27 protein-coding genes and 1 tRNA gene are annotated in these 25,198 nt (G+C 64.4%); 14 read left to right on the top strand and 14 right to left on the bottom strand.

What is annotated here, in order from left to right:
* The first annotated feature begins 40 nt into the window (after nucleotides 1–40).
* Entirely contained in the window at nucleotides 41–682 is a 642-nt protein-coding gene (locus ACZY1I_RS23075; RefSeq protein ID WP_463757658.1) for a PAS and ANTAR domain-containing protein, read from the top strand.
* A gap of 23 nt (nucleotides 683–705) precedes the next feature.
* Here ACZY1I_RS23075 and ACZY1I_RS23070 read toward each other — a convergent pair whose 3' ends face one another.
* Nucleotides 706–1,710, bottom strand: coding sequence for a helix-turn-helix transcriptional regulator (locus ACZY1I_RS23070; RefSeq protein WP_463757655.1), 1,005 nt, complete (start codon nucleotides 1,708–1,710; stop codon nucleotides 706–708).
* Between the two features lie 273 nt (nucleotides 1,711–1,983).
* Here ACZY1I_RS23070 and ACZY1I_RS23065 point away from each other — a divergent pair, with 273 nt between their 5' ends.
* A complete protein-coding gene (locus tag ACZY1I_RS23065; RefSeq protein ID WP_463757652.1) occupies nucleotides 1,984–2,568 on the top strand; it encodes a chemotaxis protein CheB in 585 nt (194 codons plus the stop codon).
* Here the strand turns inward: ACZY1I_RS23065 and ACZY1I_RS23060 are convergent.
* From ACZY1I_RS23060 to ACZY1I_RS23040, 5 genes are all read right to left on the bottom strand, one after another.
* On the bottom strand, nucleotides 2,565–4,406 hold the full coding sequence (locus ACZY1I_RS23060) for a CheR family methyltransferase (RefSeq protein WP_463757649.1): 1,842 nt from the start codon (nucleotides 4,404–4,406) through the stop codon (nucleotides 2,565–2,567). The genes ACZY1I_RS23065 and ACZY1I_RS23060 overlap by 4 nt on opposite strands.
* Before the next feature lie 54 nt (nucleotides 4,407–4,460).
* Entirely contained in the window at nucleotides 4,461–5,219 is a 759-nt protein-coding gene (locus ACZY1I_RS23055) for a sulfate transporter (protein ID WP_463757647.1), read from the bottom strand.
* A complete protein-coding gene (locus ACZY1I_RS23050; RefSeq protein WP_463757644.1) occupies nucleotides 5,216–6,229 on the bottom strand; it encodes a chemotaxis protein CheB in 1,014 nt (337 codons plus the stop codon). The genes ACZY1I_RS23055 and ACZY1I_RS23050 overlap by 4 nt, the downstream gene beginning before the upstream one ends.
* 569 nt (nucleotides 6,230–6,798) lie before the next feature.
* Nucleotides 6,799–6,957 (bottom strand): hypothetical protein, encoded by a 159-nt coding sequence (locus ACZY1I_RS23045; RefSeq protein WP_463757642.1) that lies wholly within the window; start codon nucleotides 6,955–6,957, stop codon nucleotides 6,799–6,801.
* A 5-nt stretch (nucleotides 6,958–6,962) separates the two neighbouring features.
* Nucleotides 6,963–7,520, bottom strand: a complete 558-nt coding sequence (locus tag ACZY1I_RS23040; RefSeq protein ID WP_463757639.1) for a nucleotidyltransferase family protein — start codon at nucleotides 7,518–7,520, stop codon at nucleotides 6,963–6,965.
* 100 nt (nucleotides 7,521–7,620) lie between these two features.
* Here ACZY1I_RS23040 and ACZY1I_RS23035 point away from each other — a divergent pair, with 100 nt between their 5' ends.
* The 8 genes from ACZY1I_RS23035 (at nucleotide 7,621) to ACZY1I_RS23000 (ending at nucleotide 14,332) form a co-directional block, all read left to right on the top strand.
* The gene (locus tag ACZY1I_RS23035) at nucleotides 7,621–8,349 is read left to right on the top strand and encodes a glycosyltransferase family 2 protein (protein WP_463757637.1); all 729 of its coding nucleotides are present in this window, start codon (nucleotides 7,621–7,623) and stop codon (nucleotides 8,347–8,349) included.
* Nucleotides 8,346–9,299, top strand: coding sequence for an acyl-CoA dehydrogenase family protein (locus ACZY1I_RS23030; RefSeq protein WP_463757635.1), 954 nt, complete (start codon nucleotides 8,346–8,348; stop codon nucleotides 9,297–9,299). The genes ACZY1I_RS23035 and ACZY1I_RS23030 overlap by 4 nt, the downstream gene beginning before the upstream one ends.
* Nucleotides 9,296–9,925, top strand: coding sequence for a class I SAM-dependent methyltransferase (locus tag ACZY1I_RS23025; RefSeq protein WP_463757631.1), 630 nt, complete (start codon nucleotides 9,296–9,298; stop codon nucleotides 9,923–9,925). Before ACZY1I_RS23030 ends, ACZY1I_RS23025 begins: the two co-directional genes overlap by 4 nt.
* A gap of 2 nt (nucleotides 9,926–9,927) precedes the next feature.
* The gene (locus ACZY1I_RS23020) at nucleotides 9,928–10,692 is read left to right on the top strand and encodes an endonuclease/exonuclease/phosphatase family protein (RefSeq protein WP_463757628.1); all 765 of its coding nucleotides are present in this window, start codon (nucleotides 9,928–9,930) and stop codon (nucleotides 10,690–10,692) included.
* Nucleotides 10,693–10,904: 212 nt separating this feature from the next.
* Entirely contained in the window at nucleotides 10,905–11,213 is a 309-nt protein-coding gene (locus tag ACZY1I_RS23015) for a hypothetical protein (RefSeq protein ID WP_463757626.1), read from the top strand.
* Nucleotides 11,214–11,370: 157 nt separating this feature from the next.
* The gene (locus ACZY1I_RS23010; RefSeq protein WP_463757624.1) at nucleotides 11,371–11,670 is read left to right on the top strand and encodes a DUF4193 domain-containing protein; all 300 of its coding nucleotides are present in this window, start codon (nucleotides 11,371–11,373) and stop codon (nucleotides 11,668–11,670) included.
* Between the two features lie 91 nt (nucleotides 11,671–11,761).
* Complete coding sequence (locus ACZY1I_RS23005) at nucleotides 11,762–13,093, top strand: cytochrome P450 (RefSeq protein WP_463757620.1); 1,332 nt, start codon at nucleotides 11,762–11,764, stop codon at nucleotides 13,091–13,093.
* 1,029 nt (nucleotides 13,094–14,122) lie between these two features.
* Nucleotides 14,123–14,332, top strand: coding sequence for a hypothetical protein (locus ACZY1I_RS23000; protein WP_463757617.1), 210 nt, complete (start codon nucleotides 14,123–14,125; stop codon nucleotides 14,330–14,332).
* A gap of 24 nt (nucleotides 14,333–14,356) precedes the next feature.
* On the opposite strand, the gene ACZY1I_RS22995 is transcribed toward ACZY1I_RS23000, so the two are convergent.
* The 5 genes from ACZY1I_RS22995 to ponA2 all read right to left on the bottom strand — a co-directional run bounded on the left by ACZY1I_RS22995 (nucleotide 14,357) and on the right by ponA2 (nucleotide 19,626).
* A complete protein-coding gene (locus tag ACZY1I_RS22995; RefSeq protein WP_463757615.1) occupies nucleotides 14,357–14,809 on the bottom strand; it encodes an SRPBCC family protein in 453 nt (150 codons plus the stop codon).
* A gap of 132 nt (nucleotides 14,810–14,941) precedes the next feature.
* A tRNA-Pro gene (locus ACZY1I_RS22990) sits at nucleotides 14,942–15,015 on the bottom strand.
* Nucleotides 15,016–15,076: 61 nt separating this feature from the next.
* Nucleotides 15,077–16,183 carry an L-cysteine desulfhydrase Cds1 gene (cds1, locus tag ACZY1I_RS22985; RefSeq protein ID WP_463757612.1) on the bottom strand — a complete coding sequence of 369 codons (1,107 nt, stop codon included), beginning with the start codon at nucleotides 16,181–16,183 and terminating at the stop codon, nucleotides 15,077–15,079.
* Complete coding sequence (locus tag ACZY1I_RS22980; RefSeq protein WP_463757609.1) at nucleotides 16,180–17,139, bottom strand: metallophosphoesterase; 960 nt, start codon at nucleotides 17,137–17,139, stop codon at nucleotides 16,180–16,182. The genes cds1 and ACZY1I_RS22980 overlap by 4 nt, the downstream gene beginning before the upstream one ends.
* Before the next feature lie 57 nt (nucleotides 17,140–17,196).
* The gene (gene ponA2 / locus ACZY1I_RS22975; protein WP_463757607.1) at nucleotides 17,197–19,626 is read right to left on the bottom strand and encodes a transglycosylase/D,D-transpeptidase PonA2; all 2,430 of its coding nucleotides are present in this window, start codon (nucleotides 19,624–19,626) and stop codon (nucleotides 17,197–17,199) included.
* Between the two features lie 361 nt (nucleotides 19,627–19,987).
* Here ponA2 and ACZY1I_RS22970 point away from each other — a divergent pair, with 361 nt between their 5' ends.
* On the top strand, nucleotides 19,988–20,338 hold the full coding sequence (locus tag ACZY1I_RS22970; protein ID WP_463757605.1) for a WhiB family transcriptional regulator: 351 nt from the start codon (nucleotides 19,988–19,990) through the stop codon (nucleotides 20,336–20,338).
* Nucleotides 20,339–20,757: 419 nt separating this feature from the next.
* Here the strand turns inward: ACZY1I_RS22970 and bagB are convergent, their stop codons facing one another.
* Nucleotides 20,758–21,888, bottom strand: coding sequence for an ATPase BagB (bagB, locus tag ACZY1I_RS22965; protein WP_463757602.1), 1,131 nt, complete (start codon nucleotides 21,886–21,888; stop codon nucleotides 20,758–20,760).
* A gap of 1 nt (nucleotide 21,889) precedes the next feature.
* Nucleotides 21,890–22,912 carry an ATPase BagA gene (gene bagA / locus ACZY1I_RS22960; RefSeq protein ID WP_463757956.1) on the bottom strand — a complete coding sequence of 341 codons (1,023 nt, stop codon included), beginning with the start codon at nucleotides 22,910–22,912 and terminating at the stop codon, nucleotides 21,890–21,892.
* A 76-nt stretch (nucleotides 22,913–22,988) separates the two neighbouring features.
* Between bagA and ACZY1I_RS22955 the strand changes: the two genes are divergently transcribed.
* Genes ACZY1I_RS22955 through ACZY1I_RS22945 form a run of 3 tightly spaced genes read left to right on the top strand, consistent with a single transcriptional unit; the run spans nucleotide 22,989 to nucleotide 24,415 of the window.
* Nucleotides 22,989–23,150 (top strand): DUF4177 domain-containing protein, encoded by a 162-nt coding sequence (locus ACZY1I_RS22955; RefSeq protein WP_120794267.1) that lies wholly within the window; start codon nucleotides 22,989–22,991, stop codon nucleotides 23,148–23,150.
* 12 nt (nucleotides 23,151–23,162) lie between these two features.
* A complete protein-coding gene (locus tag ACZY1I_RS22950) occupies nucleotides 23,163–23,618 on the top strand; it encodes a RidA family protein (protein WP_463757598.1) in 456 nt (151 codons plus the stop codon).
* A gap of 2 nt (nucleotides 23,619–23,620) precedes the next feature.
* A complete protein-coding gene (locus tag ACZY1I_RS22945; protein ID WP_463757954.1) occupies nucleotides 23,621–24,415 on the top strand; it encodes an MBL fold metallo-hydrolase in 795 nt (264 codons plus the stop codon).
* A 12-nt stretch (nucleotides 24,416–24,427) separates the two neighbouring features.
* Here ACZY1I_RS22945 and crp read toward each other — a convergent pair whose 3' ends face one another.
* Entirely contained in the window at nucleotides 24,428–25,102 is a 675-nt protein-coding gene (gene crp / locus ACZY1I_RS22940; RefSeq protein WP_036362963.1) for a cAMP-activated global transcriptional regulator CRP, read from the bottom strand.
* Nucleotides 25,103–25,198 lie beyond the last annotated feature (96 nt).

The following is a 25,198-nucleotide window of genomic DNA, read 5'->3' as shown; positions in this document are numbered from 1 at the left end:
CTGCCCTTGAAGACCAGCTTGGCCGAATACAATTGATCTGGTGTGTGCAGATTCGCGGAGAAAGCGGGGCCGCCGATGGCCGCCGGTGGGGAGATTCCGCTACCTAGCCCGTGAGGACCGTTGGGAGTGGTCAGAAGAGGTTGCGCGGATGCATGGCTACGAGCCGGGCAGCGTAGTCCCGACGACCCAACTTCTCCTCAAACACAAACATCCGGATGACAAACCGACAATCGCTGAACTCGTCGAGCAGGTGCGCCGGCACGGCGCCGCCTTCAGCAGCCGCCACCGGATTGTCGATACTCGTGGGGAAACCCACGTTGTGGTTGTAGTGGGTGATCGGTTCGCCGGACCCGACGGCCGACTGATGGGAATCGGCGGGTTCTTCATCGACATCACCGACCAGTTCGACGCCGATCTGCAAAAGCATCTGAGCGAGGCGCTAGTGGCCGTCGATTCGAGCCGTGCGGTGATCAATCAGGCGATGGGAATCCTGATGCTGCGGTATGGCGTCAGTTCCGATTCGGCGTTCGACCTGCTGGTGAAGCTGTCCCAGGAGTCAAACGTCAAACTGCGAAATATCGCTGAGCAGGTCGTCACCGAGATCTCGGCGCAGGACGACGGTAATGACGACGCCGCCGACCGAGTTGACCGACTGCTCCGCACACCTTGGAGGGGGCCGTAGGCGGGTTGCGCCGTTTACGCGCGTTACTGCCGCAGCATGCTGTGCGGGCTCAGCCCGTAAGTCTGGCGATAGAGCGCGGCGAAGCGTCCGGTATGGGCGAAGCCCCAACGCTGGGCAACTTCGCTGACGGTGGTCGCGGACCGGTCGCTGGTCTTGAGTTCCTGATGGGCGCGATGTAGCCGGACGCGCCGCAGGTACTCGGTCGGCGTGGTGTTGAGGTGCTGCCGGAACACGTACTGCACGGCGCGTGGAGTCAGACGCACCGCGTCGGCCACGTCGTTCACCCCGATCCCGTCCGCCGCATGGCGGTGAATGAACGCGATCGCGCCTTTGAGGGCCGGGGGAACCGAGGGATTACTCAGGAGCTCCTGACTGGCGTTCACATTGGACGGAAAGCATTCGAGTGCCGCGGCGCCCAGCAGATCAGCCGCTGCGGCGACGATCATCCGTTGATCGGCAGTGTCGCTGGACTCGAAGCTGCCGACCACGTAGTCCAGCGCCCGCTTCCACCCGCGCGCGACCGCATCGGTACGCGGACGGCAATCGGCAAACTGGATGATCTGCGGCAGTGGCCCGTTTCCGGCCGACGCGATCTTGCTCAATAGCTGCACGTCCATGCTGACGACGTGGAAGCTGGCGGTGTCAGCCTGAAAAGCACACGGCATGCCCTCTGCGACAACCACCGCGGTGTCCAGGCGTGTACCAGGGTCACCGGCCACTGTCAGCGTGCCGGTTTGTGGCTGGATCACCACCACGGATGTCGTGGCATGGATTTCGCAACCCACTCGGCCTTCGATCAGCACTTCGTCGACGGTCATCGACTCGGCCTCAAACCGGCGGTGTGTGACGGAAGTACCTTCGCCCAGGCTGGTGATCCGCCAGCCTGGCTTGTACGCGCCGGAGAAGAACTCCGTCGCCTCCTCCGACACGCCGGTATCGAACTGCTCGTAATGGAGTGCGTCGCCGCTGGCAGTTCCCGCCGGTCGGTGGGTGACTTCGTCGTCGAGACCGCGCAGGGCAGTTGTCACGATTGCCGTCCTAACCTATGTCGAGCGAACTCGCCTGCTGGTAGAGGTTTGAGCGCCGGGCTGCTTCAGCGCAAGAACCATGGCCGATTGCAGGAGCGGCGATCCCCATCTTGGCTTCATCCCCCGGCGCTCCTGTTGCGAATGCAACGTCGGCTACGGGCCATTGGTAGTACCCGACCGCCCGTGCCGTAAACGGCTCTGACCAAGCCTTTCGCTTATTGGATAGAGCTAGGAAGTGTGGGCGGGCGGCGGTTGGCGGGGGACACTTGAAGGGTGGCAAGCGATACGCGTCGGCCGCCGGTCGAAGTGGTGGCTTTGCTGGCGTCGGCAGGCGGATTGCAGGCATTGTCGACGGTGCTGGGCGACCTACCGCCGGAGTTTCCCGCCGCCGTCGTCGTGCAACAGCATCTCGGCGGGAGCGCGAGCGTCTTGCCGACGATATTGGCGAGAAGATCGACGCACCCGGTCGACTGGGCCTTGGACGGGCAGCAACTGGAGCCCGGCCGGGTCATTGTTTGTCCGCCGCGAACGCATCTGGAGCTGAGGCCGGACGGTTCCTGTTCGCTCCGCGACATGAGAACGCCTTTCGAACTGCGTTTCGACGTGTTGATGGCGTCGATGGCGAGGTCCTGTGGCGCTCGTGGAGTCGCTGTGGTGCTGACTGGATCGGGTCGGGACGGAGCGGAGGGCACCATGGCGATGAAGCGCACCGGCGCGCTCGTCGTGGCGCAGACTCCGGAGTCCGCCGAGTACCCGTCCATGCCAAAAGCGGCGATCGAGGCCGGCGCGGGTCTCGTGGTACCGATCGAGGAGATCGGGCGTGCGCTCGGCGAGCTTGCCGGTGGTTCGCCGTCCTAGCTCAGCACCTCCATGAGCAGCAGCGCCCCACCGACAGTGTCCACCGTGGTTCGGAACGACGTGCAGGTGACGCGCACCCGCGTTGGGCGTCCGCGCCGGTTGATCGCGTCCACCACGGTTTCGCCAGAGCCGTCGTGATCGACCAGGGCGTGGCCGATGAGTGGTCGCACGGTTTCCATCGGCAGCCCGATGTCGAGGGCGGTCAGGGGCGTGCCGTTGGTTTCATCGGCTCGCAATCCCCACAGTTCTTCGCAGCCACGGTTCCACACCACCACCCGCATCTCGCGATCCACCACCGCCATGCCCAATTTGATCGAATTGGTCAGTGAATCCAGGAACTTCTTTGCATCGCTGAGCTCCAGGCTGCGCTCCCGCAGTGTGTCATTGATGGTGTGCAGTTCGTCGTTGGTGGACTGCAGCTCCTCGTTCATCGTTTCGAGTTCTTCGTTGGTGGACTGCAATTCTTCGTTGGTGGTTTCGAGTTCTTCCACGGTCGATTGCAATTCCTCGTTCGTGGTCTCGAGTTCCTCGTTGGTCGATTGCAATTCCTCGTAGGCCGCCTCGAGTTGACGGTTCGTGTGGACGACCTTGTCGAGTAGCGCGCGTGTCGCGGTGACGTCGAAGAACACGACCGATACGCCGAGTAGGCCGTTCTCCGCATCGACCAGAGGGTTGACGTGAATCTCGAACCACACCAGATCAGCGCCCGGCCGTTGCCATTTGACGTCCTGAATTCGAGCGGAGCGTCTCTCGACCTTGGCCTGCTCGAGGTATGCGCGCAGCTCTACCGGCCGGTAGGACACCTCGAGATCACGCAGCAACCGCCCGATATCGCGGGCTGAGAGCCCGAAAATGGTCTCGGCTTGCTGGTTGATCATGGCCACCGTGTCCTCGCCGGTGACGACGATCTGAGCTACCGGGCTGGCGCGAAATGCCAGTTCGCGCACGGTGGTCAGTCCGGTCAGCTCGCCTTGCCGTTCATAGAATGCTGCCGCGGGGTCGTACTGGTCCACGCCGGCGTGCGAGCCGACGGCTTTGCGAAAAATGCGGTGCTTGAGGTTGAGCGGGGTGAACCGGTCGCCATGGCTCAACAGCATTTCGGCGTGTCCGAGAAACAGCGTCCCTTGCGGGGCGAGCGCGAAATGTAAGCGGCTTAGCACATTTCGCTGTGTCTCTGCGTTGAGATACATCAGCGTGTTGCGGCAGACCAAAAGGTCGACGCGCGAAATAGGTGCGTCTTTGACCAGGTCATTGCGTCCGAAAATCACCGCTCGGCGCAGGTCTTTGTGAAAAAAGTAGCGCCCGTTGGCCTGCTCGAAATACTGAGCCAGCAGATTCGGCGGAATCGACTCCACGGCCCTGGCGTCGTAAGAGGCTGTGCGCGCTTCGGCGAGCGCTTCCTCATCGATATCGGTGGCGTAGATCTTGACGCGCTGCCGAAACGCGTCGGCGCCCATCAGTTCGGTCAACAAAATGGCCAGGGTGTAGGCCTCTTGGCCCGACGCACATCCAGCGCTCCAAATCCGGACCGGGTCGTTCGGGCCACGCTCGGCCAGCAGGCGGGGAAGGACTTCCGTATTGACGTATTCCCAGGCGTCCGGATCCCGAAAGAATGCCGTGACGTTGATCAGAATGGTGTTGAACAACGCCGCGAATTCGTCGGAGCTCGCCTGGAGGATGTCAAGGTACTCCTCGTAGGACTGGTATCCGGCGTGATCCATCCGATGCCGGACGCGGCGCACCAACGAGGTGCGCTTGTAGCCGGTGAAGTCGAAGCCGCGGGAATCCCGCATGTATCGCAACAGAGCTTCGAAGGACTCGTCGGTGGTGCCGTTCATGCGATGCCGTTCTCACCTGGGCTTGCTGCCGAAGCATGAACATTACCGCGAACGCTAGAGCTGGTTTTCGGCGCCGACCACCGCCCATACCGTCTTGCCTGAGGATGTCGGTATGTTGCCCCACGATCGACAGAGAGCGGCGACGATAGCCAGACCGGACACCACGGCGGCGCCGCCAACGGCGTCTTCATGTCGGACGGCATAGTGCGGACTCGCATCCTGGACGGCAACGCTCACGGTGTCCTCGACGTTCTCCACGATCAAAATTGGTGCGCTGTCGGTGTGTTGGAGAACGTTCTGTACAAAGACCGATGCCACGGTGCTAGCGACCGAGATCAAACCGGTCTTGGACCAGGTGGTGAGCCACCCGTGCACCGTGGCGCGGGCTAGACGAACACTCCCCGGGGAGTTGGGGAGCTCAACGCGCGCTCGGCGCCGCCCGTGCAAACTCAAGTCTCCGGCAGCGGCCAGTGCTGCCTCGCGGGTCGCGTGCACCGGTACGTAGCGGGTAATGCCTCCGGCGGAGATGGCGCGGCGCGTCAGCAGACTGCTGGTGGTCAACATGATTGGCACATCTGGCCAGGTACTGACGTGCCAGCGTGCGCTGGTGAATACCGACCAGGCGGACGGTGCCGGCACGTCCAGCCGGTTGACATCGACGATGACCGCTCGGGGTTCATCGAGCGCGGCGTCTATCACGACGTCGCGGACTTCCCGGTAGGTGGAACTGTCCAGAACGCCATCGGCGACCAGGATCACCGCGTCTTGTACGCGCTCGATCTCCATCAGCACGACTGGGCGGCGCTGGGTCACGGGGTTTCTCCCGGGTGCGGAACGGCGCTTCCCAACCGGTCGCTCAGCACCGACAAGGCGTGCTCGGCTTCCTCGGCCAGTGCCGTATAGCGCAGCAAAATCAAGCCGTGGTCGGCTCTGTCGGCCAACTGTCTGGCCAATATGGCCTTTTCCTGCAGGCTGCGCAGGGCAACCCACAGTGCATTCTCGACCTCGATATCGCGTGCGGCGAGCAGGGATGCGGGTGACCAAGCGTGGCCGACATGGCAGCGAAAGTTGCCCTCACCCAGAGCGGCCAGTGAGCCGTTGCAATCCGGGCACGTGTAGCCCGTTGCCGGACCCAGCTCGTGGCTGTCGAAGTCTGTACTGAAACGCGATGTCCGGGCAATGTGATTCTCTAGCTCCATCGCGATGTCGCGTTCCATGGGCGCCTCCGCGATCTCCCTGGTTGAGAGTTCCTTGAGCACGCCGCCAATCTCGGCCGCCGCGGCCTGGCGATCCAACACCTCGGCGGTGGCTGCGGCCGTCGGCATCGCCGGAAACAGTGCGTCGCCGGGGGTCTGGCCGATTGTGACGCCACGACGTGAGCGAATGGCGGCCAAGCCGAGGACACCGTCGTCCAGCACGCCCGACAGCAGCACACCAATCGCGCGCGGGCCGAAAGTCAAAGCTGCAGAACGAAACAACGCGTTGATGGCGGGCCGGTGACCGTTTTCAGTCGGACCCTGGGAGAGCACCACCCGGCCGTCAGCGACCAGGAGGTGATGACCCGGGCTCGCGACGTAGATGCACCCTGGCCGCAGTTTGGTGCCGTGTTCTGCAGTTACCGCAGGGAGTGGGCCGTTGCGGTCGAGGATTCGCGCCAAAATGCTCGGTGCGCCGGCGGGCATGTGCAGAGCTACCAGGAAGGCGTAGGGCAGGTCGTGCGTCAGGCCTGCGGCCAGGTGTGAGAGGGCTTCGATACCCCCGGCGGAAGCGCCGATCGCAACTATGCCATCGAGGGGTGTTTGCTCGCCCGTAACCTGCATCATCTTCACCAGTACCCTTTTCAAGAGTAGGCAACCGAACCCTCAACAACCAAGTGCACGGTGCGAAATGTTGTGAGCCAAGGCTTTCGAAACCCGGGTGGAAATGGGTACGGCCCCGGTCCTCGGGACCGGGGCCGTAGCAGGAGGATCTGATTTACTGGTTTGCTTTCTGCTGTTCTTCGGCAGCCTTGGCGCCACCGCGTGCGTCTTCGGCTTCGGCTGATTAAGGACAGGTGTCCGGTTCGGGTGGAATGAAACAGGCGCACCGACTCACCGGAAAGGATTCGCTAGAAACGGCTGAATTATCCAGTGCGCGAGGATATTCGACGCGCCGCGCGGGCGGATGTCAGTCTCTTCGCTGCCGGGTGGCCCCGCGGTTGTCGCCGACGGTTGCGACGAAATGCTCACTGCGACAACCGTACTCATGCGTGGGGAGTGACAGCCTTGCCGCAGGCCACCCGGATCTCGAATGCGGCTGCCGGACAGGGCAAATCCAAAGGGTCGCAAGGGCGGCAAGGCCGATCCTTGCACCGACTGGACGGTGCCTGATTGCTACGCAACCACAGTCTCGCTCAGTCCGGCGGTTCTTGTTCCGATCCTTTTACCGGGGCTTGCTCGCGTTCGTCCTCGTTGCCGGGCACGTCGTCTTCCTTGCGTTCGTCGGCAACGCTCTGCTGAAGGTCGTCGACGACTTTCTCGAGATCGTCGTCACGGCTCGGGTGCGATTCCATGGCCATCAGCTTCGCAGACCCAGGCGGTCGACCAGTAGCAGGAATGCCACCGCGAAAGCATTGTCGGCCGTTTCGGCAGCAATACGGTCCCAGTCCAGTTGCTCGCGGACCGCTCGTGCCCCCGGAATCAACCTCGCGAAATCGCAGTAGTGCTCGGTGAGTGCACGCAGCCGCTGGATGAACACGACGGTAGGTGGCAGCACAGGCATTGAAATTGCCAGCACCGAGCGGTCTTCGGCGTCGTCCAGCGTTGTCGGCTGCACGATCCTCCCGTTGACGCGGTGCAGTACGTCGACCACGCTGGCGCCGAGGTGCGCCTTGAACAACCAGTCTTCGGGGGGACGTTCGATACGAAACCCTGCTTTACCGAGCGTGGTGGCGGCGGCCGGTGCGTCGGTCTCGGCCACCACGATGTCGACATCGTGCGTGGGTTCGGGCGCACCATAGGCCCATAGTGCGTAGCCACCGGCGAGAGCAAAGTCCGGCCCGTGCTCTTTGAGTGCCGATGCCGCGCAGCGCAGTGCTTCGCGCAACTCCGGTGTCGGCTGAGGCGTTAAAGACATAGTTGCAGTGGCATACCCGCTTCCGCTGGCCGCAACCTGTCAACTCGTCGGGGTGCCGGTTGAATCGTTTATTTGGGATGGAATCGGGAAATTATCAACCATGCCAGCCGCGGGGTCACACCCCTACGACCAGGTCGCCGTAGTGATTCCAGCCCACAACGAACAGGCAAACCTACCAGCGTGCCTGTCGGCGGTGCTTACCGCCGCACTGTGTGCAGCAATCCCGGTAACCGTCGTCGTTGTGCTCGACGCCAATCGCGACGGCAGCGCAGAATTTGCCGGTGAGTACGGGCGTGACGTGCACTTCGTTCGCGTTGAGGCCCGCAATGTCGGGGCAGCCCGGGCCGCGGGGTTCGATTACGCACGTTCGCTCGGCGAAGAGGGCACCAACGCGTGGTACGCGACTACCGACGCAGACAGCGCGGTGGATCCGGACTGGCTACTGCGGCAGTTGGAGTGCGGTGCCGATATGTTCCTCGGCCTGGTACGTGTCACCGACTGGCACCGGCAGCGGCCCGAGGTCGTTCAGCGTTATCAGGCCGCCTACGACATGCGGGTCGATGACGACCGGGAACAGACACATGACCACATCCACGGCGCAAACATGGGGTTCAGCTCGCGCGCCTATTGGCGGGTCGGCGGCTTCCGGGCCCTGTCCTCGAGCGAGGACGCCGAACTCGTCGACCGGTTCGAGCGCGCTGGATACCGGATTGAGCGGGACACCGCACAATCTGTCGTCACGTCGGCGCGGACGCAGGCGCGGGCACCACGCGGATTCGCGGACCACCTCAAAGAAGTGTCGAAAATGGCTACCGGGGATGTCGCATGACGGCGGGGTTGGTGCAGCACTGGCTGGAATCGGGGCGGTTGGAGCTGCCGCTTCCGGCCTCGGGTTACACCGCTGACCGCTGGCAAAGCCTGGCTCGACTGGCCGAGGAGGATATCGCCGCCGCCCGCATCGCCGAAGCTCATGTCGATGCCGTCGCGATTCTGAACGAGTTGGGAGGCAAGCCACCGGATCCCGCCCAGTTGTGGGGGGTATGGGCGGCCGAGGCGCCAGACGCAGTACTGACCGCCACCAATATCTCCGGTGACGAGTTCCTGCTCAACGGCACCAAGCTGTGGTGCTCGGGTGCGAGTTTCTGCGCCAATGCGCTTATCACCGCGCGCCTGGACGAGGATGAGCGCGGATTGTTCGCTGTCACCTTGACCGACCCAGGAGTAAAACCACTTCCGAGCACCTGGTGGAACTCCGGAATGGCCGGCAGCGACACCAGGTCGGTGCAGTTCAACAATGTGCGCGCGATCTTGGTCGGCGAACCCGGTCAGTACCTGACGCGCCCTGGGTTCTGGCACGGCGCCATCGGCGTCGCAGCGTGCTGGCTCGGCGGGGCGCGTCGAGTGGCCGATCCGTTGTATCGCTCCGCGAAGGGCAAGTCGGCTGACGCATACGCGTTGGCCCACCTGGGCGCGGTCGACGCCGCGCTGTCCGCCGGTGATGCGATGCTCGGCGCTGCGGCCGCGACTCTCGACGCGGACCCGTTCGACCACGCCGGTACCGCCCAACTACTGGCCCGTCGGGTGCGCGCGGTCGTGGAGCATGCTGTCGACGAAGCGATCACCCGTACTGGACGCGCGCTGGGCCCAGGCCCGCTCACCCAGGATGGCCGGCACGCCCAGCGAGTTGCCGACCTGACCATTTACATCCGCCAAAGTCACGCCGAGCGCGACTTGGCCGAACTCGGGCGCCTGGCCGGGCGTCCGACCAGCAGAGGATGACCGCTCGACTGCCGGACGCCTACTTCGACCGCATGTACGCCGGCGCCGAGGACCCTTGGCAGTTGTCGTCGCGCTGGTACGAGCAGCGCAAGTACGCGATCACACTGGCTCTACTGCCGCGGCGCAGGTACCGGCACGCGTTCGAGCCGGGCTGCTCCATCGGGGCACTGACATCCCACCTGGCGCTGCGTTGCGACCACATCACTGCGGTAGACGTAGCGGATGCCGCGGTGCGGACCGCTGACGCGCACCTGCACGAGGCGGGCTGCCGGGAACAAGTGACGTTGTCCCGCGGATCCCTGGACGAGCCGTGGCCGCTCGGTCCGTTTGACCTGGTGGTGCTCAGCGAGGTCGCCTACTACTTGACGGCAGATACGTTGGCCCAGACATTGCGCCGGGAACGTGATCGCCTGGCGCCTGGGGCCACAGTGATCGCCGCACACTGGCGGCACCCGGTGTCGGACTATCCGCTGACCGGCGAAGCCGCCAATTCCGTCATCGCCGCCACACCCGGGCTGATATCGGTGGGCCGGTACCTCGATGAGGACGTCGCCATCGAGGTATTCGACGCGGGCGATGGGCGGTCGGTCGCTGTCCGCGAAGAGCTCCCAGGAGCCGTTGAGTAGCCATGCGGGTCGCGACCTTCAACATCTTGCATGGCCGCACCGTCGCAGATGGCATCGTCGACGTGCAGCGTCTGCAGGAATGCGTCCGTCTGCTCAATCCCGATGTACTTGCTCTGCAGGAGGTTGACGTCGATCAGCCCCGCTCCGGCCGGGTAGATCTGACCGCGGCGGCCGCCGAAGCGATGGGCGCGGTCGAGCACCGATTCGTGGCCGCCATCTCGGGAACGCCAGGAGCGACCTGGATCGCCGCCACCGGCCGGGAGCGGCCCGGAACTGCGGCGTACGGCATCGCGCTGCTGTCCCGCTTCCCGGCCGTCAGTTGGCAGGTGGTGCGGATGCCGCGCATCCCGTTGCGCTTCCCGATGTACCTGCCCGGAGCGAACAAGGTGTTAATCGTCGACGAAGAGCCGCGCGCCGCCGTCATCGCCCGGTTGCAGACCCCGTTGGGGCTGATGACGGTGGCCAACACGCACCTGTCCTTCGTGCCCGGTTGGAATCGGCGTCAGCTGCGGCGCCTGGTGCGCGACCTGCGCGGACTTCCCGGTCCCCGGGTGCTGCTCGGCGACCTCAATCTGACGCCGGCGGCAGTGCAGCGCTATTCGGGTATGCGGCCGTTGGTCTCGGCCGTCACGTTCCCCGCGCCCGCTCCCAATCGTCAGCTCGACCACATCCTGACCGACGCTGACGATCTGCGCGCCGACGCCGCGAGCGCTGAGTTGATGCCGATTTCGGACCATCGCCCGCTGGTGGTCGACTTACAGCGGTAGCCGCCACGGCCGGCGTCTTCACGTTCTGGTACGGCGTAATGAAGTTGACGTCGTCCGTTTGCCTTGCAGGTCTTGATCGCGTGCGCGCGAGGCCTGATGATGTCTGCGACGTTGTCTTAAAGCTGGCACGCCCAACGATTAGATGGTGCAGAAACACTATCTATGGGATGCATTATCCAAATTGATTATTAGCTGTTCGATTAGGAGTGGTCATGGTTCACCTCGCAGCCGACGCGATAGCTCCCGGGTCGGCCATGGCCGGCGACTCGGACGAGGACGCTTTCAGCGTGCCCGGCCTGCTGGCCGCCGCCACCTGGGCGATCGGCCTGGTGATCGGGCTTGTCGCAATGACGCACGGACACGAACTTGTAGCCGGCGTCTCGCTGGTGCTGGCCATCCTGTCGCCGTGGTTCGGGCTGGCCTGGTTGTCGCAAAGTCAGCGGGCCGGGGCCCGTAATCAGCAGCGCGGGATCTCGGCTGTCCAGGTGTCGCCGTACGCGGGCGGTTGGCCCGCCCGGTAGGGCACGTTTCCGTTCCTTCCAAGGGGGCTCGCGCGGCCGCGTTACCACGTGCGGAATTTCTTCCGACAGTTGGGTGTGAGCCGCGGCCGAAAGGGGTATCTCCTGCGCCAACGGGCGAGCACGAGGTGCGTGGCCCGACCACTCAGGAGGGAATACCATGCGTACCGCCACTGACTACGACGCTCGCCGTGTGACCGACGTCGATACCGCAGACAAGTCTGCCCTGCGCGACCTGGGGCCCCTGCCCACGGTGGGCATGGTCGTCGTCGACGAGGACCCCAACGACACCCCCTTCTTCGAACTGCCGGGCGCGGATCTGTCTGGTGAGGAGCTCTCGGTAGTTGTCATCCCGCAACGCTCCGACGAGTTCACCTGCTCATGCTGCTTCCTGGTGCAGCACCGCAACCGCTTGCGCGTCTCCAGCGGCGGGCGACAGATTTGCGCCGACTGCTCCTAAGTGCCTCGCCGGGCCCCTTCGGGTCCCCGGGCGCCGTGGCGCCTTGACCTAGCTGGCGGCGCCGTGTTGGGTCGACAGCGTGGCAGCGCCCGTGAGCCCTCCGCCCGGCCTGCCCGCACCGCGCCGGTTGCGAAGCCTCTTCGCGACGGTGTATGCGGTGGCCTACCTGGTGGGCGGGGAGCGGCGGATGCTCCGATTGATCCGTCGCCACGGGCCGATCATGACGATGCCGATTCTGAGTCTTGGTGATGTCGCGATCGTTTCCGACCCGGCGCTGGTCAAGGAGGTTTTCACCGCACCAACGGATGTGCTGCTCGGGGGAGAAGGGGTAGGCCCCGCAGCGGCAATCTACGGATCCGGGTCGATGTTCGTCCAAGAGGAACCCGAGCATCTGCGGCGACGCAAACTGCTGACGCCGCCGTTGCACGGATCGGCGCTGAACAGTTACGTGCCGATCATCGAGGCTTCCACTCGGGCGGCGATGCGCGACTGGCCGGTTGACCATCCATTCGAGATGCTGCAGGCGGCGCGGGCACTGATGCTGGATGTGATCGTCAAGGTCATCTTTGGTGTCGAGGATCCCGCCGAGGTGCGGCGGTTGGGGCAACCTTTCGAGCGGCTGCTGAATCTCGGTGTCTCAGAGCAATTGACCGTCCGCTACGCCCTGCGGCACCTCGGAACGCTGCGGGTCTGGCCGTCCCGGGCGCGGGCCAACCGCGAGATCGACGATGTGGTACTTCCACTCATCGCCGCGCGCCGCGCCGACCCGGCGTTGGGAGAGCAACGCGACATCCTGGCACTGCTCATGTCGGCCCGGGGTGAGGACGGAGAGGGGTTGTCGGACAGCGAGATTCGCGATGACCTGATCACCTTGATGTTGGCCGGTCACGAAACCACCGCCACCACGTTGGCGTGGGTGTTCGATCTGTTGTTGCACCATCCCGACGCGCTACGGCGAGTACGGGAAGAGGCGGTCAGCGGAGCGGAATCCTTCACGACGGCCGTGATCGACGAAACATTGCGGGTGCGCCCGCCGGCGCCGTTGACCTCTCGAGTCGCCGCGAAACCGATTGTCATCGGCGACTATCTCGTAGCCGCCGGAACGCGAATCGTCATCCACATCATCGCCATAAACCGCAATCCGGCTACCTATGACCGACCGCACGAGTTCCGGCCCGAACGATTTCTCGGCACCCGGCCGCAGACCTATGCCTGGCTGCCGTTCGGAGGTGGCGTGAAACGGTGTCTGGGCGCGGCATTTTCGATGCGGGAACTCGTGACGGTCTTGCACGTGCTGCTGCGTGAAGGTGAGTTCACCGCCGTCGATGACAGGCCCGAGAAGATCGTGCGCCGTTCGATCATGTTGGCCCCGCGCAACGGCACCAGGGTGCGGTTTCGTCCGCGTATTGCGTTTGACGGCTAGGCCTGATTTCCCGACCAAAATCTGTTGCAATCCATTGTGATTGGGCGCACATGTCGCGGGGTACACATGAATTGGGTCGGCCAATTAGACAGCGTTCAACAACATCAGAAGGAGCGCGACGTGATTATCCTGGGGATCGTTCTCCTGGTGGTTGGTTATTTCACCGGGATCAGCATTCTGTACACAATTGGTGGCGTCCTCCTGCTCGTTGGGGTCGTCTTATGGATTCTGGGCGCGGTAGGTCGCCCGGTCGGCGGCCGTAGAGCTTGGTACTAACCGCCAGCAAAACTGCCGCGTCACGTCACCTTGAACCTCAAGGTGACGTGACGCGGCAGTTCGCGTCTGTGCGTCGAGAACTTTTGAGGTGCTGACCAGCGCCTGGTAGTTGTAACGTGACGGCTATGGCCAGGGTCGAATGCGCAGTTTGCGGGGCTTGTTTCGACGGCCGATCCGATGCGGTCTACTGCACGCCGGCGTGTCGGCAGCGGGCTCACCGCGTCCGCAGCGCCCGCCGAGTGGCGGCAATGGTCAAACGTCTGGAGGGCAACGCGTCAGCAGTGTCGACGCGGGATGCCGCTGCTGCCACCCGCAGGCGCGTTCAGGACAGCATCAGCAGATCCCGCGAACTGTGTGCCGCATCGAGCGAAGAATGCCAGCGTGCGGTCGTCCTTTGGCAAGAGTGCCGCACGAGTCGTCTGTCTCGCGCTGAGCAGACGGCGAAATCCCCACCTCAAACCCCTAGCCGGGCGCAGTGAAATCGGACCTGGATGCCCAAGCCGCAGCGGTGGACGAGGCGCTGACCATCGAGGCGCCACGGCGGGTGGGATGGTTCCGCTTCTATTTCGTGCAGGAGCGGTGAGAGTGGTCTGACGAAGTCCACCGCATCCACGGCTACCAACCCCCGACGACCGTCCGCAGGTAGCGAAGGTTGTCAGGGTGGGAATTCACGGTTCTACGTCAACGTGACGCCCGAAGGTCGAGGCGATCGCCCGGAGTCGTGGCGCAATCGAACAAGCCAAGGGCATTTTGATGTTCGTCTACGACATCAACGAGTCCGCCGCAATCAACATGTTGACGTCGCTGTCTCAAGCGCACAACACGAAGTTGGCCCGACTCGCCCAACAGATTGCCAGCGACTTATGCAGCATCAGTCAGGCCACTATCGGCTCACATTCGGAGTTCGACCAATTGCGGTTCACCGCATCCGAGCGTGCCAACAATTCGGCCGAACCGGTCTAGGGCACCGTCGGCGGCATCGCAGGACTACACGTCGTTGACCGACGTGCGCTCACACTCGACGATCAAACGCTCGGTGATTCGGCGTATCGAATATCCAAGAAACTTGGCTAGCGCCGGGCCGGTGCCGGGGACACGAGGCTCAAATCGGCCGGTCCAGACGATTTGCGTCCGACCGTCGACCTCGTCGATATGGACCTCTCCGATGTAATCGCGGGTAGGGAGGCCGCGGACCGTGTACCGCTGATATGTCGGCGATTTGGCTTCCAGGATCTCCTCGTCGACCGTCAGCAGCCCGCGGAGACCTGTCATTCTGCGGATCGTGCCGGCGCCCAACGGATCATTGGGGCCGGACTGAACCACTTCCGAACGGCCAACCATGGGGGCCCATTGATCCCATGACGCTGCGTCTGCGAGTCGGTCGTAGAGCTGTTGGGCTGCAACGGCAGTACTGCGCTCAATGCGGAACCCGTGCGGCATATTCGCTACCTCTCAACACAGATAAGCGAAATGTGTTCACGCGCCTGCTCGGCGCATTCCGATCGTATTAGTTCCTACCCAGGATGCAACAAGGCCCCGGCCACATATGTGCTGGCCAGGGCCTTGTGAGTGTCGGGGTGACAGGATTTGAACCTGCGACCTCTTCGTCCCGAACGAAGCGCGCTACCAAGCTGCGCCACACCCCGATTGAAGCCTCGACAGCCTATCGCACCCGACCAGGTACTTCCCAAACGGCAGGTCGGCGGATCAGTTCCAGCGACAGGATCGCTCGAACTCGACCAGTGTGCTGGACGCGGCGCGGGGATCGATCCCGGCAGCGGCCACCCACTCGTCGCTGAAGTAAGTGTCGGCATACCGATCACCGCTGTCGGCCAGCAGCGTGACCACCGAACCGCTGCGGCCCTCGGCGACCATCTCCGCCAGCAGGCCGAAGGCGCCCCACAGATTGGTGCCCGTAGACGGCCCCACCCGGCGCCCCAGGACGGCGCTGACGTGGCGCGCGGCGGCGATTGAGGCGGCGTCGGGCACTGCGACCATCCGGTCCACCACCGACGGCAGAAAAGACGGCTCAACCCGCGGTCGGCCGATGCCTTCGATCCGTGACGATGCGCCGGTCGTGATGTCCAGTCGCCCCTGGGCGTAGGCCGGGAAGAACGCGGAATTCTCCGGGTCGACTACACACAGCCGGGTCGCGTGCCGTTGGTAGCGGATATAGCGGCCGATCGTCGCGCTGGTTCCGCCGGTGCCGGCACCCACGACAATCCACGCGGGTATCGGGTGTGTCTCCGAGCGCATCTGCAGATAGATCGACTCGGCGATGTTGTTGTTGCCACGCCAGTCGGTGGCCCGTTCGGCGTTGGTGAACTGGTCCAGGTAGTGGCCGCCGGCCTCGTCGGCGAGGCGCGCGGCCTCGGCGTAGACCTCGCTGGACTTCTCGACGAAATGGCAACGACCACCTTGCGATTCGATCAGTGCGATCTTGGCCGCGCTGGTCGCCGCCGGCATCACCGCGACGAATGGCAAACCCAGCAGTGCGGCAAAGTAGGCCTCCGAGACCGCGGTCGAACCCGAGGACGCCTCGACGACTGTGGTGCCTTCGCCGATCCAGCCGTTGCACAACGCGTAGAGGAACAGGGAGCGGGCCAGCCGGTGCTTGAGGCTCCCGGTGATGTGGGTCGTCTCGTCTTTGAGATACAACTCCACGCCGGCCCCAATGCCCCACGCGGCCGGTAGCGGATAGCGCAGCAGGTGGGTGTCGGCGCTGCGACGTGCGTCGGCCTCAATCAGTCGGATCGCATTGTCAGTCCAACGCCGGGACAGACTGCGGTCCGCGATCTGAGTTCGATCGTTCAACGCACCGACGACGCAGTGGGCTGTCGGCCGAGATTGCTAGTGGTGTCATGGCCACCCATCGGGGTGGCGATCAGGGTCAGCAGCGTCGCTTCGGGCCGGCAGCAGAACCGCACCGGCGCGAACGGAGAGGTGCCGAGACCCGCAGACACATGCAGTCGGGTGTTCGCACCCCACTGGGACGGTCCCTTGGCCCGGGATCGGTCCAGTCCGCAGTTGGTGACGATGGCCCCGTAGAACGGCAGGCACAACTGGCCGCCGTGGGTGTGGCCGGCCATTACCAACTGGTAGCCGTCGGCCGCGAAGCGGTCCAGCACCCGCGGTTCCGGGGAGTGGGTCAGGCCCAGCCTCAGGTTGGCGGCCGGGCTGGCGGGTCCCGCGATGGTGTCGTAGCGGTCCCGGTCGATGTGTGGGTCGTCAACGCCGGCGGCGGCGATGTGCAGGCCCGCCACCTCGAATTCACGGCGGGTGTGGGTCATGTCCAACCAGCCACGCTCGGAGAAAGCCGCCCGCAGGTCCTGCCAGGGCAACGCTTCGCCGCGGACCCGGTGACCCTTGTTGATCAGGTAGTTCGCCGGATTCTTCAGACGAGGCCCGAAGTAGTCATTGCTGCCGAACACGAACACGCCGGGTCGGGACAACAGGTCACCCAGGGATTGCACGACAGCGGGCACCGCCTTGGGGTGGGCCAGGTTGTCGCCGGTATTGACCACCAGGTCGGGTTCCCAACTGGCCAGCTCACGCACCCAGGCCTGCTTACGCCGCTGGTTGGGCGTCATGTGCAGATCACTGATATGCAGCACTCGCAACGGTGTGGAACCCGGGGTCAGGACCGGAATCGTTACCTCGCGCAGGACGAACGCATTGCGCTCGACAACCGAGGCGTAACCGATCCCAGCGACCGCCGAGCCGACGACGGCGGCACCGGTGCGCAACAAGACGGGCAAAACATCAGCCATGCCCGGCAGTTTACTGCCGCCCGGCGACTGATCGCGCGTCTCCCGCGCGATCCGGGCCTACGGGGGCGGCGCAGGCGGTGGGGGCGGCGCCAACAGCGGAATGGTGATCGGCGGCAGCCCAGGAATCTCGACGACCTGCGAGCCGATGACCTCCGGTGGCAGACCACCCTCCGGTGGCGGCGGCGGTGGCGGCGGAATGCCGTTACTGATCTGGATCGTCACGATCGAACCCGGAATGGTCTGACCGGTGGGCGACGTTCCGACCACCTCGCCCAACTTGGCCAAGCTGTTGACCGAGTTCGACTGATCGGCGACCTGGAACCCCGCGTCCCGCAACCGCTGACGGGCTGCGGACTCGTCCAGACCGGCCACGCTAGGCACCCGGGACCCGGGTGAACCTTCGACGTAGCGCGTATCGGTGGGCGGTAGATGTACTTCACCGAAGTTGTTGGCGATCGGCTTCAACGCGGTGAACCAGGTGCGAGCCGGCTCGTTGCCGCCATACAAGTCGCCGCTGCCGCAGTGCCGCAACGGGCCGGAACACAGATCCGTCGGCGACGGTGAGTCGTCGTAGATGTAGTTGGCGGCCGCGTAGCGGTTGGTGAAGCCGACGAAACCGGACGACCGGTGAGCTTCGGTGGTGCCGGTCTTACCGGCCACCGGCAGATCCCAGCCGGCCGCGCCCGCGGAACCGGCGGCCGTGCCGCTGCCTACCGCGTCCTTGCTCATGGCGTTGGCGAGGGTGTTGGCCAGCCCCTCGGGCACCACCTGTTCGCAGGTCTCGGTGGTGACGGCGACCTCATTGCCGTTGCGGTCGATTAGCTTGTCGATCGGGTTCGGCGGGCACCAGGTGCCGCCGGATGCCAGCGTCGCGGCGACGTTCGACAGCTCCAGCGCGTTGACCTCGATGGGGCCGAGTGTGAACGAGCCGATGTTCTGCCTCTTGACGAAGTCGGCCAGGCTCTCGTTGCTGTCGGGGTTGTAGTCGCGAGCGGTGCCGGGATTGGCGTAGGACCGCAATCCGAGTTTGATCGCCATGTCGACCGCGCGTGTGACGCCGACCTGGGAGATCAACTTGGCAAAAGCCGTGTTAGGCGAGGTGGCGAGGGCGTCCGTGACGCTCATCGCGCCGCGGTAATTTCCGGCGTTGATTACGCACCAGGTGTCCTTGGGGCACCCCTTGGCGCCACCGCTGCCCAGGCCCTTGCCCTGGAACCGCGGCGGCACGTCGAGCTGGGCATTGATGCCCATCCCCATGTCCAGCGCCGCGGCGGTGGTGAAGATCTTGAAGATCGACCCGGCGCCATCGCCTACCAGTGAGAACGGCTGGGGCCGCATCGTTTCGCCGGCCTCGGTGTCCAGTCCGTACTTGCGGTTGCTGGCCATCGCGACCACTTTGTGCGAGGTCTTGCCGGGCAGGATCACGCTCATCACGCTCGAGATGCCGCTGAGCGTCGGGGGAGCGAACTTGTCGATCGCCGACTTGACCGGGATCTGCACATCGGGATCGAGCGTGGTGCGAATCAGGTATCCGCCGCGGGCAACCTGTTCCTTACTGATGCCGGCGCGCGACAGGTACTCCTGGACGTAGTCGCAGAAGAAGGCGCGATCGCCGGCCGCGATACAGCCGCGTGGCAACTCGTTGGGCTGCGGCAGGATTCCCAACGGCTGAGCTTTGGCCGCACGCAGGGCGTCGGCCTCGTTGGGGATGTTCGTGATCATGGTGTCCAGCACCAGGTTCCGTCGGGCCAGCGCGCCCTCGGGGTTGGTGTAGGGGTTGAGCGCGCTGGTCGACTGCACCATGCCGGCCAGCAGCGCTGCCTGCTGCCAGTTGAGGTCGGTCGCATTCACGCCGAAGTAAGTCTGGGCGGCATCCTGCACGCCGAAAGAGTTGTTCCCGAACGACACCAGGTTGAGGTAGCGGGTCAGGATCTCCGGCTTGGTGAAGGTCTTGTCCAGTGTCAGCGCCATCCGGATCTCGCGCAGCTTGCGCGCCGGGGTGGTCTCGACGGCGGCGCGCTTCTCCGAGTCGGTCTGGGCGGTGACCAGAAGTTGGTAGTTCTTGATGTACTGCTGCTCGATTGTCGAGCCACCGCGGGTGTCGACATCACCGGACGCGTACCCGGCCAGGCCCGTCAGGGTGCCCTTCCAGTCCACGCCGTTGTGGTCGGCGAAGCGCTTGTCCTCGATGGACACGATCGCCAGCTTCATGGTGTTGGCGATCTTGTCGGACGGCACCTCGAACCGGCGTTGTGAGTACAGCCACGCAATCGTGTTGCCCTTGGCGTCGACCATCGTCGACACCGCCGGCACCTGCCCCTCGAGGAGCTGCGCCGAACCGTTGGCGACAACTTCGGAGGCGCGGTTGGACATCAGCCCGATTCCACCGGCGAAAGGGAACATCAGCGCGGTGGCGACGATGCTGGCCAGCAAGCAGAAACCTGCGAGCTTCAGCAGCGTGAGCACAACCGGGGGACGTTCGGACATGCGTACTACAGTAGCGACCCCTCGTCACGGCACCTCGCCGCGCGGGTGGAAATAATTTCTCAGCAGGTGTTTTCCGGCCTAGGCACCGGTAAGGTGAGGCGAACTTACGGCTACGTCACTGGTCAGAGCCACAAAATGTATCGCGAGCGACCCAACTGCCCCGGCGGCTCGACGCAAGACGGCACGCACGTCCCAGAAGAAGCGTTATCGGACTGTTGCGCAATCGCCACCTGACGCCTAACTTAGAATCGCAGTGAGATTCAGGTAACACCGGTGGCTCCAATGTGGCGTAGATCGCATCACTGGCTGGTGCCGGAGGAGGGCGGTCGCAAGGTAGCGACCGGAAGGAAGGGATGAGCTCGTGTCCGATACACGTCCGGGCGGTCGCAGGACCAGCCTCACATCCGCAGGCAACCTCCTCCGCAGTGTCGAGCAGGACGACCGCACCGCGTGGGTGTCGCAAGCGTTGTGCCGGGCCACCGACCCTGACGAACTGTTCGTGCGTGGAGCAGCCCAGCGCAAGGCCGCGGTCATCTGCCGGCACTGCCCTGTGATGCAGGAATGTGGCGCCGACGCCCTGGACAATAAGGTCGAGTTCGGCGTGTGGGGCGGCATGACCGAGCGCCAGCGCCGTGCGCTGCTCAAGCAGAACCCCGAGGTGGCCAACTGGGGCGACTACTTCGACAAGCGCAAGCGTCGCGGCATCATCTGATCTGACCCCAATCTCATCCCAAGCGGGGACTGCTGAGCAGTCCCCGTTATTTCTTTTTCGTTAAGGCCGAGCTCATCACCTTCCGTGGCGGGCATATTTGTGCAGTTCAGGGCGATTTTTGGCAGCTCGGTTAAGCGGGCGCCTTTCGGATCGGCGCTTATAGGGCCGCAGAAACAGCGTCGGTGGGGTGGATCGCGGGTGGCGCGTCGTGGGCCAATTCGACACGTTCATCATTACTTTTTTGTTACACGTTAGCTCAGCGTACTATCGCGGAAGCGGCGTTCTCGCAGGTCAGAGATAGTTTTGGTGCTGGTGGGGCCAGTGTGGGCAGATCGTTATCACTGACGCGATGTCGAATATAACGAGATCATGAGGATATTGCCGCTGGTCACGGCGGTATCCGGTCGCGTCGAGCCCGATCAGCCCGAGGTGATCTGGTCCGCGAGAGCGCGTAGCGCTTCCAGGTCCGACACGTCGAACGGCAACGACGGCACCCCGATCACTGGCACGTGCGGGTTGGCGCCCGTGAATCGGGACAACAGGCGTATCTCCCGCTTGGCCGTCTGGGCGCGTTCGGAGTGGATCGTCAGCACGGCGGACGTCAATGACCCAGACTCCGTGTCGTCGGAGTGCAGTTTCTCGGTGGCATCGACGGCACTCTCGGCAGGCAGCGCGCACAGCATCGGGTGAGTGCGGTTCAAGACCAGACCCGCCAACGGCATCCCTTCTTGGGACAGCCGGTCGATAAAGAAGGACGCCTCGCGTAGGGCGTCGGGCTCGGCGGCCGACACGACGACGAACTGGGTGCCTCGCCGTTTCAGCAACGCGTAGGTGCGGTCGGCCTTTTCCCGGAAGCCCCCGAAAGTGGCGTCCAGCGACTGCACGAATGCCGCCGCGTCTCCGAGCATCTGTGACCCGAGGATCGTCGACATCGCCTTCATGGCCAAGCCCATTACACCGGTGACCAGTCGGCCGAAGCCCCGTCCCGGCGCGAGCAACAGCCGCCACAGCCGGCCGTCCATGAAGCTGCCCAGACGTTTAGGCGCGTCCAGGAAATCCAGTGCGTTGCGCGACGGCGGGGTGTCCACCACCACCAGGTCCCAACGGTCCTGGGCCAACAGCTGACCGAGCTTCTCCATGGCCATGTACTCTTGCGTGCCGGCCAGCGAAGTGGCGACGGTCTGGTAGAACTGGTTGTCCAGAATCGACTGTGCGCGATCGGATCCCGAGTACTGAACGACCATCTCGTCGAACGTGCGGCGCATGTCCAGCATCATCGCGTGGAGTTCGCCGGGGACTTCCGGCGCTAGCGGGACGCGCTGCGGAGTATTGCCAAGGTCGTTGACTCCCAACGCTTGTGCAAGCCGCTTGGCCGGGTCGATCGTCAAAACGACTACGGTGCGCCCATATTCGGCCGCGCGTAACGCGATGGCCGCGGCGGTGGTGGTCTTGCCGACGCCGCCGGCGCCGCAGCACACGATAACCCGGTTGGTGGTGTCCGCCAGAATGGCGGCCATCTCAAGGGTTTTCGGCTTGTGTGCCTGGGTCATGCTAGCGAACCCCCTGTTGCGCAAGTGCTTCCGAAAGTTCGTACAGGCTGCCCAGGTCGACACCGTCAGAGATGGTCGGTAGTTCGAGGCGGGGCACCTTCAAGGCGTCCAGCTGTTGCGCGGTCTCGGCGCGCGCGGTGATCCGGGTGGCGTGCTGAATGGTCTCGGTCAGCAGACCGGCGAAATCGTTGTCGTCGAGCTCGATTCCGGCGGAGGCGAGCCCGGCCCGGACGGCGTCCGCATCGACGACGCCCTCGGCCGCCTTGGTGAGGTCGTCGGCATTGAGATGGGCCGGGATATTGCGGTTCACGATCACGCTGCCGATCGGCAGTTCCATCTCCGCGAGTTCCTCGATGGCTTCCAAAGTTTCCTGCACCGGAAGCGCTTCGAGCAGCGTCACCAGGTGGATCGCGGTCTGATCGGAATGCAGCAGCTTGACCACGCCGTCGGCCTGCGAATGCACGGGCCCGCCCTTGGCCAGCTCTGACACCGCCTTGGTGACGTCAAGGAAGCGGGCGATACGGCCGGTCGGCGGCGCGTCCACCACGATTGCGTCGTACACCGGGTTTTTCGCTTTATCGACGCGAATCACCGACTCTTTGATTTTGCCGGTGAGCAGCACGTCACGCAGGCCGGGCGCGATCGTGGTGGCGAATTCGATCGCGCCGATCCGGCGCATGGCGCGGCCGGCGATACCCAGGTTGTAGAACATGTCGAGGTATTCCAGGAAGGCAGCCTCGATATCGATCGCCAGGGCATTGACCTGACCTCCGCGTTCCGCGGTCGCGATTTTGAGTTCCTGGTAGGGCAGGGGCGGGACGTCGAAGAGTTGCGCAATGCCTTGCCGCCCCTCGACCTCGACCAGTAGGACTTTGCGCCCGCCCGCAGCCAGGGTCAGCGCCAGTGCGGCCGCGATCGTCGACTTACCCGTGCCGCCCTTGCCGGTCACAAAATGGAGGCGGGCCTTCGACAACCGCGACGGCCACCCGACGGAGCGACCGCCGCTAGAAGTGTTTGCCACTATCGCATGCTAGCCCTACCGGTTCGGCCGGCTGCCGGGCTGGCCGGAGCTGGTCAACTGTGGCGGATAAGCTCGCGGGATGACCCAACCTACGACATGGGAATACGCGACGATTCCGCTGCTCACCCACGCCACCAAGCAGATCCTCGACCAGTGGGGCGCCGACGGCTGGGAGTTGGTAGCCGTGCTGCCGGGGCCAACAGGCGAGCAGCACGTGGCCTACCTGAAGCGCCCGAAGTAGGGGGCAACGTCGATGAGCGCCAAAGCTCGCGTAGAAGAACTCGGCCTCGTGCTTCCGCAGGTGGTCGCCCCGCTGGCGGCCTACGTCCCCGCGGTACGCACCGGCAATCTGGTCTACACCGCCGGTCAATTGCCGTTCGTGGACGGCAAGTTGACGCATATTGGCAAGGTCGGTGCGGACGTGACACCCGAAGAGGCGCGAGCGCTGGCTCAGATCTGTGCGCTCAACGCGCTGGCCGCGGTGGACTCGCTGGTCGGCTTGGACTCGGTGACCCAGGTGGTCAAGGTGGTCGGGTTCGTCGCCTCGGCGCCGGGATTTCACGGTCAACCGAGCGTCATCAACGGGGCCTCCGAATTGCTGGGCGAGGTGTTCGGCGACCGCGGTTCACACGCGCGCTCGGCGGTCGGCGTGGCCGAACTGCCGCTGGGTGCTCCGGTCGAAGTTGAGCTCATCGTGGAGGTTGGTTAACGATCGTGACTGAGGCTGAGTCGCTGACCCATCCCGCATACGGATTGTTGCGGGCGGTCACGGACACTGCCTCGGTCCTGTTGGCCGACAACCCCGGCTTGATGACGCTGGAAGGCACCAATACCTGGGTGCTACGCGGCCCACGCAGCGACGAATTGGTGATCGTCGACCCCGGGCCCGACGACGACCAGCACATTGCGCGCATCGCCGCGCTGGGCCGTGTCTCCCTGGTGTTGATAAGTCATCGCCACCCGGACCACACCGACGGCATCGACAAGCTGGTCGAGCTGACCGGGGCGACGGTACGGTCCGCGGGCAGCGGATTCCTGCGCGGCCTCGGCGGCCATCTCACCGATGGCGAGGTGATCGACGCTGCGGGCCTCAAGATCAAAGTCATGTCCACCCCGGGCCATACCGCAGACTCGCTGTCGTTCGTACTGGAGGACGCGGTGCTGACCGCCGACACGGTGTTGGGCCGCGGCACGACGGTGATGGACAAGGAAGACGGCAGCCTGACCGACTACCTGGAATCGCTGAACAGGTTGCGCGGGCTCGGGCGCCGGGCCGTGCTGCCCGGGCATGGGCCGGAGCTGCCGGATCTGGACGCGATCACCCACGACTACCTGGTGCACCGACAGGAACGCCTGGAACAGGTGCGCTCTGCGTTACGCGACCTAGGAGAGGACGCGAGCGCCCGCCAGATCGTCGAACACGTCTACACCGACGTCGACGAGAAGCTGTGGGACGCCGCGGAGTGGTCCGTGCAGGTGCAACTCAACTACCTGCGCACCCAGTAGCGCTCGGCGTAACTAACGCGCCCGTCTTGCCAGGCGTTCGGAGTCGGAGATGAGCACGCTCTTCCCCTCTAAACGGATCCAGCCGCGGTGCGCGAAGTCGGCCAGCGCCTTGTTCACCGTCTCCCGGGAAGCGCCGACAAGCTGGGCGATCTCTTCCTGAGTCAGGTCGTGGGTGACCCGCATCGCGCCACCCTCCTGGGTGCCGAAACGCTGAGCGAGCTGCAGCAGCTGCTTGGCCACCCGGCCCGGCACGTCGGTGAAGATCAGGTCAGCCAGGTTGTTGTTGGTGCGACGCAGCCGGCGCGCCAACACCCGCAGCAGTTGCTCGGCGATCTCCGGCCGGTCGGCGATCCACGCCCGCAGCGCATCGCGGTCCATGGATACCGCGCGCACCTCGGTGATCGTCGTCGCGCTCGACGTCCGCGGACCCGGGTCGAAGATCGACAGCTCGCCGAACATGTCCGACGGGCCCATGATCGTCAGCAAGTTCTCCCGACCATCCGGTGAGCGCCGGCCGATCTTCACCTTTCCCGCCACGATGATGTACAGCCGGTCACCCGGCTCGCCTTCGGCGAACACGGTGTGTCCGCGGGGAAAGTCGACTGGCTGCAGTTGCTTGGTGAGTGCCGCGACTGCGCTGGGCTCAACCCCTTGAAAGATTCCAGCCCTTGCCAGGATTTCGTCCACGTGCCTTTTCAACCCTCCAACGAAGTGATGTGAGCGGGCCAATCTGTGACGGCCGACACGATTCTAAAGGTAGGCCAATCCGTGCGGCGTGCCAAC

Source organism: Mycobacterium sp. IDUB_37, assembly GCF_055419245.1.
The sequence above is the reverse complement of the archived record's forward strand: the minus strand, read 5'-3'. Positions and strand labels throughout refer to the sequence as shown.

Bases quoted from the DNA above. Each gene is read 5' to 3' on its own strand.
- ACZY1I_RS22995 (WP_463757615.1), bottom strand. From the start codon at position 14,809: ATGCCGCACGGGTTCCGCATTGAGCGCAGTACTGCCGTTGCAGCCCAA.
- ACZY1I_RS22980 (WP_463757609.1), bottom strand. From the start codon at position 17,139: ATGGCTGATGTTTTGCCCGTCTTGTTGCGCACCGGTGCCGCCGTCGTC.
- bagB (WP_463757602.1), bottom strand. From the start codon at position 21,888: ATGACCCAGGCACACAAGCCGAAAACCCTTGAGATGGCCGCCATTCTG.
- ACZY1I_RS23060 (WP_463757649.1), bottom strand. From the start codon at position 4,406: ATGAACGGCACCACCGACGAGTCCTTCGAAGCTCTGTTGCGATACATG.
- ACZY1I_RS23015 (WP_463757626.1), top strand. From the start codon at position 10,905: ATGGTTCACCTCGCAGCCGACGCGATAGCTCCCGGGTCGGCCATGGCC.
- ACZY1I_RS23045 (WP_463757642.1), bottom strand. From the start codon at position 6,957: ATGGAATCGCACCCGAGCCGTGACGACGATCTCGAGAAAGTCGTCGAC.
- ACZY1I_RS22950 (WP_463757598.1), top strand. From the start codon at position 23,163: ATGAGCGCCAAAGCTCGCGTAGAAGAACTCGGCCTCGTGCTTCCGCAG.
- ACZY1I_RS23010 (WP_463757624.1), top strand. From the start codon at position 11,371: ATGCGTACCGCCACTGACTACGACGCTCGCCGTGTGACCGACGTCGAT.
- ponA2 (WP_463757607.1), bottom strand. From the start codon at position 19,626: ATGTCCGAACGTCCCCCGGTTGTGCTCACGCTGCTGAAGCTCGCAGGT.
- ACZY1I_RS23030 (WP_463757635.1), top strand. From the start codon at position 8,346: ATGACGGCGGGGTTGGTGCAGCACTGGCTGGAATCGGGGCGGTTGGAG.
- ACZY1I_RS23000 (WP_463757617.1), top strand. From the start codon at position 14,123: ATGTTCGTCTACGACATCAACGAGTCCGCCGCAATCAACATGTTGACG.
- ACZY1I_RS22955 (WP_120794267.1), top strand. From the start codon at position 22,989: ATGACCCAACCTACGACATGGGAATACGCGACGATTCCGCTGCTCACC.
- ACZY1I_RS23050 (WP_463757644.1), bottom strand. From the start codon at position 6,229: ATGATGCAGGTTACGGGCGAGCAAACACCCCTCGATGGCATAGTTGCG.
- ACZY1I_RS23020 (WP_463757628.1), top strand. From the start codon at position 9,928: ATGCGGGTCGCGACCTTCAACATCTTGCATGGCCGCACCGTCGCAGAT.
- ACZY1I_RS23035 (WP_463757637.1), top strand. From the start codon at position 7,621: ATGCCAGCCGCGGGGTCACACCCCTACGACCAGGTCGCCGTAGTGATT.
- ACZY1I_RS23040 (WP_463757639.1), bottom strand. From the start codon at position 7,520: ATGTCTTTAACGCCTCAGCCGACACCGGAGTTGCGCGAAGCACTGCGC.
- ACZY1I_RS23025 (WP_463757631.1), top strand. From the start codon at position 9,296: ATGACCGCTCGACTGCCGGACGCCTACTTCGACCGCATGTACGCCGGC.